Origin of the sequence: Kitasatospora sp. NPDC093806, assembly GCF_040683335.1 — a bacterium.
Lineage (GTDB): Bacteria > Actinomycetota > Actinomycetes > Streptomycetales > Streptomycetaceae > Kitasatospora.
In genome coordinates this window covers 47925-61016 of sequence record NZ_JBFBDO010000010.1, presented here as the reverse complement: position 1 = coordinate 61016, position 13092 = coordinate 47925, and the positions used below count along the sequence as shown (strand labels likewise).

Annotated in this window: 11 protein-coding genes and 1 tRNA gene; 10 read left to right on the top strand and 2 right to left on the bottom strand. The window is 70.3% G+C overall.

Features of this window, described 5'->3' with window-relative positions; translation table 11 throughout:
* The first annotated feature begins 321 nt into the window (after positions 1 to 321).
* The 5 genes from AB0N76_RS08765 (at position 322) to AB0N76_RS08745 (ending at position 6109) form a co-directional block, all read left to right on the top strand.
* The gene (locus tag AB0N76_RS08765; protein ID WP_363554649.1) at positions 322 to 1551 is read left to right on the top strand and encodes a branched-chain amino acid ABC transporter substrate-binding protein; all 1230 of its coding nucleotides are present in this window, start codon (positions 322 to 324) and stop codon (positions 1549 to 1551) included.
* 136 nt (positions 1552 to 1687) lie between these two features.
* The gene (locus tag AB0N76_RS08760) at positions 1688 to 2617 is read left to right on the top strand and encodes a branched-chain amino acid ABC transporter permease (protein ID WP_363554647.1); all 930 of its coding nucleotides are present in this window, start codon (positions 1688 to 1690) and stop codon (positions 2615 to 2617) included.
* Positions 2618 to 2622: 5 nt separating this feature from the next.
* Positions 2623 to 4554, top strand: coding sequence for a branched-chain amino acid ABC transporter permease (locus AB0N76_RS08755; protein WP_363554764.1), 1932 nt, complete (start codon positions 2623 to 2625; stop codon positions 4552 to 4554).
* Between the two features lie 8 nt (positions 4555 to 4562).
* Positions 4563 to 5396: an ABC transporter ATP-binding protein gene (locus tag AB0N76_RS08750; protein WP_363554762.1), complete on the top strand. Its 834-nt coding sequence runs from the start codon at positions 4563 to 4565 to the stop codon at positions 5394 to 5396.
* Positions 5393 to 6109 carry an ABC transporter ATP-binding protein gene (locus AB0N76_RS08745; protein ID WP_363554645.1) on the top strand — a complete coding sequence of 239 codons (717 nt, stop codon included), beginning with the start codon at positions 5393 to 5395 and terminating at the stop codon, positions 6107 to 6109. Before AB0N76_RS08750 ends, AB0N76_RS08745 begins: the two co-directional genes overlap by 4 nt.
* Before the next feature lie 68 nt (positions 6110 to 6177).
* On the opposite strand, the gene AB0N76_RS08740 is transcribed toward AB0N76_RS08745, so the two are convergent.
* Entirely contained in the window at positions 6178 to 6849 is a 672-nt protein-coding gene (locus AB0N76_RS08740) for a response regulator (protein ID WP_363554643.1), read from the bottom strand.
* A gap of 92 nt (positions 6850 to 6941) precedes the next feature.
* Between AB0N76_RS08740 and AB0N76_RS08735 the strand changes: the two genes are divergently transcribed.
* Together AB0N76_RS08735 and AB0N76_RS08730 are read left to right on the top strand one after the other, a co-directional pair.
* Positions 6942 to 7025, top strand: a tRNA-Leu gene (locus tag AB0N76_RS08735).
* An 87-nt stretch (positions 7026 to 7112) separates the two neighbouring features.
* A complete protein-coding gene (locus tag AB0N76_RS08730; RefSeq protein WP_363554641.1) occupies positions 7113 to 7913 on the top strand; it encodes a transposase in 801 nt (266 codons plus the stop codon).
* A gap of 40 nt (positions 7914 to 7953) precedes the next feature.
* Here AB0N76_RS08730 and pyk read toward each other — a convergent pair whose 3' ends face one another.
* Complete coding sequence (pyk, locus tag AB0N76_RS08725) at positions 7954 to 9384, bottom strand: pyruvate kinase (RefSeq protein WP_363554639.1); 1431 nt, start codon at positions 9382 to 9384, stop codon at positions 7954 to 7956.
* Between the two features lie 297 nt (positions 9385 to 9681).
* Between pyk and AB0N76_RS08720 the strand changes: the two genes are divergently transcribed.
* The 3 genes from AB0N76_RS08720 to AB0N76_RS08710 are packed head-to-tail and all read left to right on the top strand — an operon-like array spanning position 9682 to position 13089.
* Entirely contained in the window at positions 9682 to 10761 is a 1080-nt protein-coding gene (locus tag AB0N76_RS08720; protein ID WP_363554637.1) for a hypothetical protein, read from the top strand.
* Between the two features lie 8 nt (positions 10762 to 10769).
* The gene (locus tag AB0N76_RS08715) at positions 10770 to 12437 is read left to right on the top strand and encodes an extracellular solute-binding protein (protein ID WP_363554635.1); all 1668 of its coding nucleotides are present in this window, start codon (positions 10770 to 10772) and stop codon (positions 12435 to 12437) included.
* Positions 12424 to 13089, top strand: coding sequence for a hypothetical protein (locus AB0N76_RS08710; protein ID WP_363554633.1), 666 nt, complete (start codon positions 12424 to 12426; stop codon positions 13087 to 13089). Before AB0N76_RS08715 ends, AB0N76_RS08710 begins: the two co-directional genes overlap by 14 nt.
* Positions 13090 to 13092: the final 3 nt, after the last annotated feature.

Below are 13092 nucleotides of genomic sequence, written 5' to 3'. Positions count from 1 at the left end.
GACTCCAACACTGCGAACATAAGCGTCCGATTATCGGTGAGGCCAGGAGTAACCTGCGCTTCTGCGCCTTACACCGCGCCAGTTGGGCGCAAACCCCCCGGCGCGGCCGGATCGGTCGAACCGGAACGACCACATAGTGAGACGACTTCTCCGTGTGCTCATAACAAGAGAATCACAGCCTCGCCGCACCACTGCCCGAGCCGCCCAGGGGCATCTAGAGTCACGGCCAGTCACCGCGCCAAGTGGATTGGGCCCGGCCCATCGCGCATCCTGGCTCCCGCCTCTCCGGCGCGGCGCCCTCCTGAACCGAAGGGGACCCTCGTGCGTCATCGTTCAGCAGTTGTCGTGAGCATTGCCGTGATCGCCGCGCTCAGCCTCACCGCGTGCGGCTCCCGCGACGAGAAGAAGTCCGGGGACAGCGGCAACGGGGGATCCACCACCGTCACCATCGGCGTCGACGCGCCGCTCACCGGCGACCTCTCCGCCCTCGGCCTCGGCATCCGCAACTCCGCGGAGCTCGCCGTCAAGCAGGCCAACGAGAAGAACGAGGTCCCCGGCGTCAAGTTCCAGATCAAGGCCCTGGACGACACCGGCAAGCCGGCCCCCGGCCAGCAGAACGCCACCCAGCTGGTCGGCGACAAGGACGTCATCGGCGTCGTCGGCCCGCTGAACTCCAGCGTCGCCCAGTCGATGCAGCAGATCTTCAACGACGCCAACCTCGTCCAGATCTCCCCCGCCAACACCGGCGTCGCCCTCAGCCAGGGCGAGAAGTGGGCCAGCGGCGTCAAGGCCCGCCCCTTCAAGTCCTACTTCCGCACCGCCACCACCGACGCCGTCCAGGGCCCGTTCGCGGCCGACTTCCTGGCCAAGGACGCCAAGAAGACCAAGGTCTTCCTCATCGACGACCAGAAGACCTACGGCGCCGGCCTGGCCGGCACCTTCAAGGCCCAGTTCGTCAAGAACGGCGGCCAGATCGTCGGCGAGGAGCACGTCAACCCCGACGACCGCGACTTCGCCGCCATCGTCACCAAGGTCCGGTCCTCCGGCGCCGAGGCGGTCTACTACGGCGGCGAGTACCCCGCCGCCGGCCCGCTCTCGCTCCAGCTCAAGGACGCCGGCGTCAACATCCCGCTGATGGGCGGCGACGGCATCCAGAGCGGCGACTTCATCAAGCTCAACCCCAAGGGCCAGGGCGACTTCGCCACCGCCGTCGGCCTCCCGGTCGAGAAGCTCCCCACCGCCGCCAAGTTCATCGAGGACTACAAGGCCGCCAACTACAAGGACGCCTACGAGACCTACGGCGGCTACTCCTACGACAGCGCCTGGGCCATCATCCAGGGCGTCAAGGCCGTCGTCGCCGCCAACAACGGCAAGCTCCCCGACAGCCCCCGCGCCAAGGTCGTCGAGGCCGTCCAGAAGGTCACCTTCGAGGGCGTCACCGGCAAGGTCTCCTTCGACGAGTTCGGCGACACCACCAACAAGCAGCTCACCGTCTACACCGTCAAGGACGGCAAGTGGGCCGTGGAGAAGTCCGGCACCTTCAACGGCTGAGCCAGCGACCTGACCTGACGTCAGGAGCACCACAGCACGTCGGAGTTACCCCGCGCGGGGGCGCCACGAGTGCCCCCGCGCGGACCCACATCCACCACCCACGCGGACACCCCACACGCACAACGGAGGCCCAGCGGTGCACGACCTACCGCAGCAGCTGGCCAACGGCCTGATCCTCGGCGCCCTCTACGGGCTCGTCGCGATCGGCTACACGATGGTCTACGGCATCGTCCAGCTCATCAACTTCGCCCACGGCGAGATCGTCATGGTCGGCGGCTTCGGCGCCCTGACCGCCTACCTCGCCCTCCCCGGCGGCACCACACTCTGGCTCGCCCTACCGCTGATGCTGATCGCCGGCATCCTGGTCTCCACCCTCACCGCCGTCGCCGCCGAACGCTTCGCCTACCGGCCGCTGCGCACCGCCCCCCGGCTCGCCCCGCTGATCACCGCGATCGGCCTCTCGATCCTGCTCCAGCAGCTGGTCTTCGCCTTCTACCCCGACGCCAAGAAGGCCCGGGTCTTCCCCAAGATCCCCGGCGACCCGTTCGAGATCGGCTCCGTCGCCATCCAGCGCAGCGACATCTTCCTGATCATCGCCGCCCCGCTCTGCATGCTCGCCCTCGGCTGGTTCGTCACCCGCACCCGCTCCGGCCGCGCCATGCAGGCCACCAGCCAGGACCCCGACACCGCCAAGCTGATGGGCATCGACACCGACCGGATCATCGTCATGGCCTTCGCCATCGGTGCCGCGTTCGCCGCCGTCGCCGCCGTCGCCTACGGCCTGCGCAGCGGCCAGGTGGACTTCCGGATGGGCTTCCTGCTCGGCCTCAAGGCCTTCACCGCCGCCGTCCTCGGCGGCATCGGCAACATCTACGGCGCCATGCTCGGCGGCGTCGCCCTCGGCCTCGCCGAAGCCCTCGCCACCGGCTACATCCAGCACCTGCCCGGCATGCACCTCTTCGGAGGCGGCGCCTGGAAGGACGTCTGGGCCTTCGTACTCCTCATCGTCGTCCTGCTCGTCCGGCCACAGGGCCTGCTCGGCGAGCGCGTCGCGGACAGGGCGTGAGCACCATGACCACCAGCAGCACCGAGACCACCCCGGTCATCGCCCTCCCCGGCCGCACCGCCGCCCTGATCACCGGACTCGGCGCCAGCGCCACCGCCGCCTCCGCCCTGATGGCCTGGACCTGGACCTCCGAGTTCCCCGGCGACCTCACCTACTACGGCTCCCCCGCCGGCCTCCAGTGGCTCGCCCTCACCGGCGGCCTGCTCACCCTCGTCCTGCTGCTCGCCACCCAGGGCGTCCCCGGCCTGCGCTGGGCCGCCCCGAGCCGCAGCCACAACGCCGTCCTGCTCGCCGCCACCGGCGCCGTCGCCGTCAGCTGGTTCTCGGTCGTCTCGATCGCCACCGACCTCGGCGGCCTCGCCAACCTCGAACCCGGCGGCTGGGTCGCCGCCCTCGGCTCGCTGCTCGCCCTGGCCGGCACCCTCGGACTGCCGCTCGACCGGCGCACCTCGGTGGCCCTGCGGATCCTCGACCGGCGGCTCTTCCTGCTCGTCCCGGCCGCCCCCGTGGTCTGGTTCGCCACCCACGCGATCCCCGCCGACAAGCCGGTCGCCCCCGTCCTCACCGCGCTGGCCGGCGGCCTGGCGATCGCCACCGGCGCCGTCCTGCTCGTCCAGCTCGGCCACCTCGCCAACTCCTGGCTGCGGCTCGGCACCGTCCAGCGGGCCCTGCCCGCCGCCCGCGAACTCCCCTCCTGGGCCGAGGTCGCGCTGATCGTCGTCGCCTTCGCCATCGGCCTGTTCGCCATCACCTTCGGCATCGACACCGAGTACGGCGAGCTGTTCACCGGCTACCTGCTGCTGGCCGCCGGCGTCGCCGCCGCGCTGAGCAAGTCCGGCCTGCTGCCCCGGCTGCGCGCGCTGACCGTCAAGTACCGGACCGTCACCACCGGCGCCGCGTTCGCCGCCGCCGCCAGCTTCCCGTTCACCCAGACCAGCGACCAGTACACCTCGGTCGCCACCAACATCCTGATCTTCGCCACCGTCGCGCTCGGCCTCAACATCGTCGTCGGCCTCGCCGGCCTGCTCGACCTCGGGTACGTCGCCTTCCTCGGCGTCGGCGCCTACGCCGCCGCCCTGGTCTCCGGCTCGCCCGCCTCGCCGATCCACGTCCAGTTCCCGTTCTGGGCCGCGATGCTCACCGGCGCCGCCGTCTCCATGGTCTTCGGCGTCATCATCGGCGCCCCCACCCTGCGGCTGCGCGGCGACTACCTCGCCATCGTCACCCTCGGGTTCGGCGAGATCTTCCGCATCACCATGCTCAACCTGAACGGCACCACCGGCCCCAAGGTCACCAACGGCTCCAACGGCATCCCGCGGATCCCCGACCTCAAGATCCTCGGCTGGGACCTCGGCAAGCCCAACACCGTCTTCGGCATCGAGCTCGGCCGGTTCTCCAACTACTACCTGCTGATGCTCGTCGTCACCGCCGTCGTCGTGCTGGTCTTCGCCCGGGTCGGCAACTCCCGGATCGGCCGCGCCTGGGTCGCCATCCGCGAGGACGAGACCGCCGCCGAGGCCATGGGCATCAACGGCTTCCGGCTCAAGCTCCTCGCCTTCGCCCTCGGCGCCTGCCTCGCCGGCCTCGCCGGCACCGTCCAGGCCCACGTCAGCTACACCGTCACCCCCGACCAGTACACCTTCGCCGAGGCCCTGCCGCCCAACTCCGCCTTCCTGCTCGCCGCGGTCATCCTCGGCGGCATGGGCACCATCAGCGGCCCGCTGGCCGGCGCGACCCTGCTCTTCCTCATCCCGAAGAAGCTGGAATTCCTCGCCGACTACCAGCTGCTCGCCTTCGGCATCGCCCTCATCGTCCTCATGCGCGTCCGCCCCGAAGGCCTCATCCCGAACCGGCGCCAGCAGCTGGAGTTCCACGAGGCCGCCATCCCGGCGCAGCCCACCGGCGACAGCGTCGCCCTCACCAAGGCAGGGGCGTGACCCTCCCGATGACCACCACCGACGCCCCCACCCGCGCCACCGCGGAACCGCTCCTCGAAGTCTCCGGCGTCACCATGCGCTTCGGCGGCCTCACCGCCGTCAACGACGTCTCCCTCACCGTCGGACGCAGTGAGATCATCGGCCTCATCGGCCCCAACGGCGCCGGCAAGACCACCTTCTTCAACTGCCTCACCGGCCTCTACGTCCCCACCGAGGGCAAGGTCAGCTACCAGGGCACCGTCCTGCCGCCCAAGCCCCACCTGGTCACCCAGGCCGGCATCGCCCGCACCTTCCAGAACATCCGGCTCTTCGCCAACATGACCGTCCTGGAGAACGTCCAGGTCGGCCGGCACAGCCGGATGCACCAGGGCCTGTTCTCCGCCATCCTGCGCGGCCCCGGCTACCGCAGGTCCGAGACCGAGAGCCGCGACAAGGCCATGGAGCTCCTGGAGTTCACCGGCCTCGCCGGCAAGGCCGACCACCTCGCCCGCAACCTCCCCTACGGCGAGCAGCGCAAGCTGGAGATCGCCCGCGCGCTCGCCTCCGACCCCGGCCTGCTGCTCCTCGACGAGCCCACCGCCGGCATGAACCCGCAGGAGACCCGCGCCGCCGAGGAACTCGTCTTCGCGATCCGCGACCGCGGCGTCTCCGTCCTCGTGATCGAGCACGACATGCGGTTCATCTTCAACCTCTGCGACCGCACCGCCGTGCTGGTCCAGGGCCAGAAGATCGTCGAGGGCGACCGCGAGACCGTCCAGAACGACGAACGCGTCATCACCGCCTACCTCGGCGCCCCGCTCGAAGGCACCACCGGCACCACCGCTGCGGAGGACACCCAGTGACCGCGCTCCTCGAGGTCCAGGACCTCCGCGTCTCCTACGGCAAGATCGAAGCCGTCAAGGGCATCAGCTTCACCGTCAACGAGGGCGAGGTCACCACCCTGATCGGCACCAACGGTGCCGGCAAGACCACCACCCTGCGCACCCTCAGCGGCCTGCTCAAGCCCACCGCCGGCAGCGTCACCTTCGACGGCCAGCCGATCGACACCGTCCCCGCCCACAAGATCGTCGCCCTCGGACTCGCCCACTCCCCCGAGGGCCGGCACATCTTCCCGCGCATGAGCATCGAGGAGAACCTCCTCCTCGGCGCCTTCCTGCGCGGTGACACCGACGGCATCACCGCCGACATCGAGCGCGCCTACGGCCTCTTCCCGATCCTCGGCGAACGCCGCAAGCAGGCCGCCGGCACCCTCTCCGGCGGCGAGCAGCAGATGCTCGCCATGGGCCGAGCCCTGATGTCCCGGCCCAAGCTGCTGATGCTCGACGAGCCCTCGATGGGCCTCTCCCCGCTCATGATGCAGAAGATCATGGCGACCATCGTCGAGCTCAAGGCCTCCGGGACGACCATCCTGCTGGTCGAGCAGAACGCCCAGGCCGCGCTCTCCCTCTCGGACCGCGGCTACGTGATGGAGACCGGCAGCATCGTCCTCCAGGGCACCGGCGCCGACCTGCTGCACGACGAGTCGGTGCGGAAGGCCTACCTCGGCGAGGACTGACCCTCCCTTCAGGTACGACGGAGGGCCCGGCGGATTCCCACCGCCGGGCCCTCCGTGGTCACCGCTGCCTACTCGGCCTTGTCCGACCCTTCGGCCTTCTCCTCGGCCTTCTTGCGGTCCTGGGCCGCGCCCTCCTCGATGACCGCCTCGGCCACCGCCGCCATCGTCATCCGGCGGTCCATCGAGGTCTTCTGGATCCACCGGAACGCGGCCGGCTCGTTCAGCCCGAACTTGGTCTGCAGCACGCTCTTCGCCCGGTCCACCAGCTTCCGGGTCTCCAGCCGCTGGGTGAGATCCGCGATCTCCTCCTCCAGCGTCCGCATCTCGGTGTACCGGGAGACGGCCATCTCGATCGCCGGGACGAGGTCGCTCTTGGAGAACGGCTTCACGATGTACGCCATCGCGCCCGCGTCCCGCGCCCGGTCCACCAGCTCGCGCTGCGAGAACGCGGTCAGCATCAGCACCGGCGCCAGGTGCTGCTCGTGGATCTGCTCGGCCGCGGACAGCCCGTCCAGCACCGGCATCTTCACGTCGAGGATCGCCAGATCCGGCTTCAGCTCCTGCACCAGCTGCACCGCCGTGGCCCCGTCCCCGGCCTCCCCGACGACGGTGTACCCCTCCTCTTCCAGCATCTCCTTCAGATCGAGGCGGATCAACGCCTCGTCCTCGGCGATCACAATCCGGGTGATCTGGGGCGAATCGGTCTCAAGCGGCTCAGCCTGCTCGTCGGCGGTGCTCACGGGGCTCCTCGTTCCGGCGGGGTACTGCACAAATGAGGGTACCTACACCCACCCCCGCATGCTCACGCGGTATGCTGTGGCGGTCGAGCCCAGCCGGGTTGGCGGAATAGGCTTACGCGGATGTCTCAAACACATCTGTCCGAGAGGACATGCGGGTTCGAATCCCGCACCCGGCACACTTTCTCGTTATTCCCGGGCAATGGGAAATTCACCACATCCAGTGGGCCTCCCCGGAAGCGCCTCGCGTCACCCTGATTCGCTTCATGCTGGCGCACATGACCACCCTCTCCGCGCGCGAACAGGCCGTCCACCTCCTCCGCCGTGGCACGCGCACTGCCGAAGTGGCGCGCCGCCTCGGCGTCCCGCCAGGCACCGTGTCGTGGTGGAAGCACGAGGATCTCGCCAAACGCGGAAGACTCCCGGGCCGCAAGCGCTCCACCTGCCCTCACTGCCACGGCGACGAGCTCGACCGCCCCGCGTACGCCTACCTGCTGGGCCTCTACCTGGGCGACGGCCACATCCTTCTGCCGAACGAGTACCGCAGAACCTCAAGCCTCCAGATCACCTGTGACGAGAAATGGCCGGGAGTCATGGATTCCGTCGAGCAGGCCATGCGCAAGGTGCTTCCCAACAACTCACCCTGCCGGGTCCGACGGACCGGCTGCCGCGACGTCAAGGTCTACTCGAAGCACCTGCCCTGTCACTTCCCCCAACACGGCCCCGGCAAGAAGCACGAGCGCACCATAGCCCTGGAGCCGTGGCAGCAGGAGATCGTCGACGCCCACCCCTGGGAGTTCCTGCGCGGGCTGATCCACTCCGACGGCTGCCGGATCACCAACTGGGCGACCCGCACCGTCGGTGGTGTCCAGAAGCGCTACGAGTACCCGCGGTACTTCTTCACCAACACCTCGGCCGACATCATCCGCCTCTTCACCGACACCCTCGACGCCGTCGGCGTTCAGTGGAAGGCCTCGGTCCCCCGCCCCACCGGCCAGGTCAACATCTCCGTCGCCCGCAAGGAGTCCGTCGCGCTGATGGACGCCCACATCGGGCCCAAGTACTGACACCGGCGCGGCCCCTGGCGGGGCCGCGCCGGTGCGGGGTTCAGTTGTCCAGGGCGCCCACGTGGTGGACGCGGACGAGGTTGGTGGAGCCGGCGAGGCCGGGTGGGGAGCCGGCGGTGATGACGACGATGTCGCCCTTCTGGCAGCGGCCGAGGGAGAGCAGGGCGGCGTCGACCTGTTCGACCATCTCGTCGGTGGTGGGGGCGAACGGGCCGAGGAAGGTCTCCACGCCCCAGGTGAGGGCGAGTTGGCTGCGCACGGCGGGTTCGTAGGTGAAGGCCAGCACCGGGATGGGCGAGCGGTAGCGGGTCAGCCGGCGGGCGGTGTCGCCGGACTGGGTGAAGGCGATCAGGTACTTGGCGTGCAGGAAGTCGCCGATCTCGGCCGCCGCCCGGGCCACCGCGCCGCCCTGGGTGCGGGGCTTGTTGCTCGGGGTGAGCGGGGGCAGGCCGGCCGCGAGGACGTCCTGTTCGGCGGCCTCGATGATGCGGCCCATGGTCCGGACCGTCTCGACCGGGTACTTCCCGACCGAGGTCTCGCCGGAGAGCATCACCGCGTCGGTGCCGTCCAGGACGGCGTTGGCGACGTCGGAGGCCTCGGCGCGGGTGGGCCGGGAGGAGTTGATCATCGAGTCGAGCATCTGGGTCGCGACGATGACCGGCTTGGCGTTCCGCTTGGCCAGCTTGACGGCCCGCTTCTGGACCATCGGGACCTGCTCCAGCGGCATCTCCACGCCCAGGTCGCCGCGGGCCACCATGACGCCGTCGAAGCGGTCGACGATGGAGTCGAGGTTCTCCACCGCCTGCGGCTTCTCGATCTTAGCGATGACCGGGACCCGGCGCCCCTCCTCGTCCATGATCCGGTGGACGTCCTCGACGTCGCTCCCGCTGCGGACGAAGGAGAGCGCGACGAGGTCGGCGCCCGCCCGCAGGGCCCACCGCAGGTCGGCGACGTCCTTGTCGCTGAGCGCGGGCACCGAGACGGCGACGCCGGGGAGGTTGAGGCCCTTGTGGTCGGAGACCAGGCCGCCCTCGACGACCAGGCAGCGGACCCGCGGCCCGTCCACCTCGGCGACCTCCAGGGTGACCCGCCCGTCGTCGACCAGGATCCGCTCGCCCGGGGTGACGTCCCCGGCGAGGCCGGAGTAGGTGGTGCCGCAGCCGTTCTGGTCCCCGTCGACGCCGTTGTCGGTGGAGATGGTGAACTCGTCGCCGCGTTCGAGAAGTACCGGGCCCTCGGCGAAGGTGCCGAGGCGGATCTTCGGGCCTTGAAGGTCGACGAGCACGCCGACGCTGCGGCCGGTCTCGTCCGCGGCCTTGCGGACCCGGCGGTAGCGCTCCTCGTGCTCGATGTGGGAGCCGTGGCTCAGGTTGAATCGGGCGATGTCCATCCCGGCGTCGACCAGCGTCTTGATCTGGTCGTACGTATCGGTGGCGGGCCCGAGGGTACAGACGATTTTTGCTCGGCGCATACCGCTGAGAGTAGGCATTACCGGCGCGTAACGACGACGCGGGTCCGGACTACGGGATGACCGTTGCCGGAAGGAGAGTTGAACATATCTGACCTGGCGTCGGACCGGTGTGCGAGAGGTCCCCCGCAACCCCTCCGGGTCGACCGCCGATGCGATTCCGTGAAGGGGTGTTCACCTCTGGTTCACCGTCACTTCCACCGCAGCTCCCGGCCCGGCGGGACGCTCGTCACCCGGCCCGGGTTCACCCGGCGGCCGGAGAACGGTCCAGATTGGTCCGACGAGGGGGAAACGTCCGGCATGAAGCGCGCGTTCGGGGTGCTGGCGGCACTGCTGCTACTCGGCGGGGTGGCGTTCGCACTCCTCAGACCGACCGGCGACGACCTCGTCACCGTCAAAGGCGTGATCGGCTCGGAGAAGCGCGAGTTCTTCGAAGACCCGGAGGTCAAAGCCGAGTTGGCCAAACAGGGAATCAAGGTGAGCGCCGACAGCGCCGGCTCCTGGCAGATGAGCGACATCAACCTCGACGACCGCGACTTCGCCTTCCCGGCCAGCCAGGCGGCCGCCGAGTCGATCCAGGCCAAGCGGGGCCTCACCGGCACGCTGGTCCGGCCGTTCTACTCACCGTTGGTGATCATGGCGCACGTGCCCACCGCCAACGTGCTGGTGAACGCCGGGATGGCGACCCGGGACGAGACCACGGGCGTCGTGACCTTCAAGATGGACGAACTCCTCAAGGCGCTGCGCCAGAGCAAGCGCTGGGAGCAGCTCGAAGCGCCGGACAAGCCCGGCGACCTCGGCGGCGACATCTTCCTGACCACCACCGACCCCGCGACCTCGTCCTCCGGCGCGCTGTACGTCTCGGTGCTCTCCTACCTGCTCAACGGCCGCCAGGTCGTGGCGGACGAGGCGGGGGTCCAGAAGGTCAAGGGCGACCTGTACACGGCGTTCTCCAAGCAGGGCGGGCTCAAGAAGTCCACCGACGAGCCGTTCGCGGACTTCCTCTCGAACGCCGGCGGCCCGCTGGTGCTCGCCTACGAGTCCCAGGCGGCCGAGCTGGTCGTCAAGGGGAAGGCGCCCGCGGACCTGACGGTGCTCTACCCGGACACCACGATCGTCTCCGACCACACCATCGTCGGACTCACCGCCAACGGGCGGAAGCTCGCCGACCAGCTGAACACCAACGCCAAGCTGCGCGAGCTGGCGGCCAAGTACGGCTTCCGCCCCCGGGAGGACCCGGCCGCGTTCGCCGCCCGCGTGAAGGGCAAGAAGCAGCCGCCCTACCTGGCGGCCGACCTCACGGCGGCGAACATCAAGCAGGCTCCCGTGCCGGTGCCGGACATCCTGGCGAAGCTGACCAACACGGCCAAGGGGAAGTGACGGGGGAGATGACGGACAGGACGACCTCGAAGGTCTCGAAAGGCGTGCGGGTGAAGAGCGGTGTGCGCGGCCTGGCCGCGGGGCTGGCGCTGCTGGTGGCGACGGTGACGGCGTGCGAGTCCTCGCCCGCCCCGAAGGCGAGCGAAGCGCCGGCGACGACCGCGCAGGCGGGCGTGCTGAGGGTCCTCGCGGGCAGTGAACTCCAGGACATGGCACCGGTGCTGGAGGAGGCCCAGAAGGCCACCGGGGTGACCGTGCAGTTCGCCTGGACGGGTTCGCTGGACGGCGCCGACGCCGTCTCGGCGGGCAAGACGGACGGCCGGTACGACGCTGTCTGGTTCCCGTCCAACCAGTACCTGCACCTGGACGACGGGACCAAGTCGAAGCTCCTCTCGGAGACGCCGATCATGGTCACGCCGGTCGCCTTCGGCATCCGCTCCGCGGTGCTCAACGACCTTTCCTGGGGCGATGGTTCCAAGGTGACCTGGGGGAACCTGGCGGAGGCCGCGGCGTCCGGCAAGCTCGCCTACGGCATGGCGGACCCGTCCCGCTCCAACTCCGGCTTCTCGGCGCTGGTCGCGGTCGCCTCGGCGTTCTCCGGGGCGGGCTCGGCGCTGACCGAGGCCGACGTGCAGAAGGCGACGCCGCAGCTCAAGCAGTTCTTCACCGGCCAGAAGCTCACCTCCGGCTCCTCCGGCTGGCTGGCCCAGGCGTACACCCGGGCCGAGCAGGGCTCGGTGGGGGCGCTGGTGAACTACGAGTCGGTGCTGCTGTCGATGAACAAGACGCTGCCGGCCGACCAGCAGCTCACCGTGGTCCGCCCGGTCGACGGCGTGATCTCGGCCAACTACCCGCTGACGCTGCTGGGTTCGGCGCAGCAGCGGGAGCGGGAGTCGTTCCAGAAGCTCACCTCCTACCTGCTGAAGGAGGACGTGCAGAAGCGGATCTCGGAGCTGACGCTGCGCCGCCCGGTCACCCCGGGGGCCACCCCGGCGGCCGGTCTGCCGACGGACCGCCGGCACGAGCTGCCGTTCCCGGGCACCCGGGCGGTCGCGGACGGACTGCTGGCCTCCTACCAGAACGAGCTGCGCCGCCCCTCCCGGACGGTGTACGTGCTGGACACCTCGGGCTCGATGTCCGGGCAGCGGCTGGCCTCGCTGAAGTCGGCGATGGGCCGGCTGACCGGGGCGGACGACACCCGGGGGGTGCGCCGGTTCCGCGACCGCGAGGAGGTCACGCTGATCTCCTTCGCCTCGAAGGTGAAGTCGACCAAGACGCACGCGGTGCCGTCGGGCGCGGGCGCGCAGCAGGAGCTGGCGGCGATCAACGGGGACGTGCAGGCGCTGTCGGCGGACGGCGGGACGGCGGTGTACTCCTCGCTGCAGGAGGCGTACCGGGTGATCGAGCGCCAGCAGGCGGCGGCGCGGGACGACCGGTTCACCTCGATCGTGCTGATGACGGACGGGGAGAGCAACGAGGGGGCGACGGACAAGGACTTCCGGTCGTTCTACGGCGGGCTGCCCGCGACGCAGAAGGCGGTGCCGGTGTTCCCGATCCTGTTCGGTGACGCGGCGAAGGGCCAGTTGCAGGGGATCGCCGAGCTGACCGGCGGCAAGCTGTTCGACGGGACGGGCTCGCTGGACGGGGCGTTCGAGGAGATCCGTGGCTACCAGTAACGGTGGCGGCGAGGAGAGCGGGCGGATCCTGCGGTACCTGGGGTCCGCCCGCAACATCGCGGCCTGCACGGCCGGCGCGGGCGGCCTGGGGCTGCACTTCGCCGGCTACGGCGGGGCCCTGTGGCCGGGCGTCGTGGCCGGGTTGTACGGGGCGGTGGCGCTGCTGTGGCCCACCCGGAAGGTCCGCACGGGGGGCGGCGCCGGGGGCGGCGGGGGTGGGACGCCCGGTCCGGCCGGGCCGACGGCAGCGCCCGGGCCGACGGCGGGCGAGTCCTCGTCGGTCTCCCTGGAGCTCTCCGGCCTGCTCGCGGCAGTCGAGCGGGAGGCCGAGCGAGAAGCCGAACGGGAGGCCGAACGGGAGGCCGCGGCCGCCCCCGCTCCGCCGCCCGTCTGGGCGCAGCTGGAGGAGCTGGCGGCGTTCGTCGGCTCGGCGTCGCTGCCGGCCGCGGCGAACGTGCCCGGGCTGCTGGCCCGGCTGCGCACCGCCGGCCCGGGGCCGACCACCGAGCCGATCGTCGTCCGCCGGCTGCCGCTGGCGGTGGACGGCTACCTGCGGGCCCGGACCTGGCAGCCGTGGACGCCCGCCGGGGCCGACCCGGTGGCCGAACTGGCCCGCGCGGTGGACGAGATGGCGTCCCTGGTCCCGGCCTGACCC

Bases quoted from the DNA above. Each gene is read 5' to 3' on its own strand.
- pyk (WP_363554639.1), bottom strand. From the start codon at position 9,384: ATGCGCCGAGCAAAAATCGTCTGTACCCTCGGGCCCGCCACCGATACG.
- AB0N76_RS08730 (WP_363554641.1), top strand. From the start codon at position 7,113: ATGCTGGCGCACATGACCACCCTCTCCGCGCGCGAACAGGCCGTCCAC.
- AB0N76_RS08720 (WP_363554637.1), top strand. From the start codon at position 9,682: ATGAAGCGCGCGTTCGGGGTGCTGGCGGCACTGCTGCTACTCGGCGGG.
- AB0N76_RS08715 (WP_363554635.1), top strand. From the start codon at position 10,770: ATGACGGACAGGACGACCTCGAAGGTCTCGAAAGGCGTGCGGGTGAAG.
- AB0N76_RS08755 (WP_363554764.1), top strand. From the start codon at position 2,623: ATGACCACCAGCAGCACCGAGACCACCCCGGTCATCGCCCTCCCCGGC.
- AB0N76_RS08750 (WP_363554762.1), top strand. From the start codon at position 4,563: ATGACCACCACCGACGCCCCCACCCGCGCCACCGCGGAACCGCTCCTC.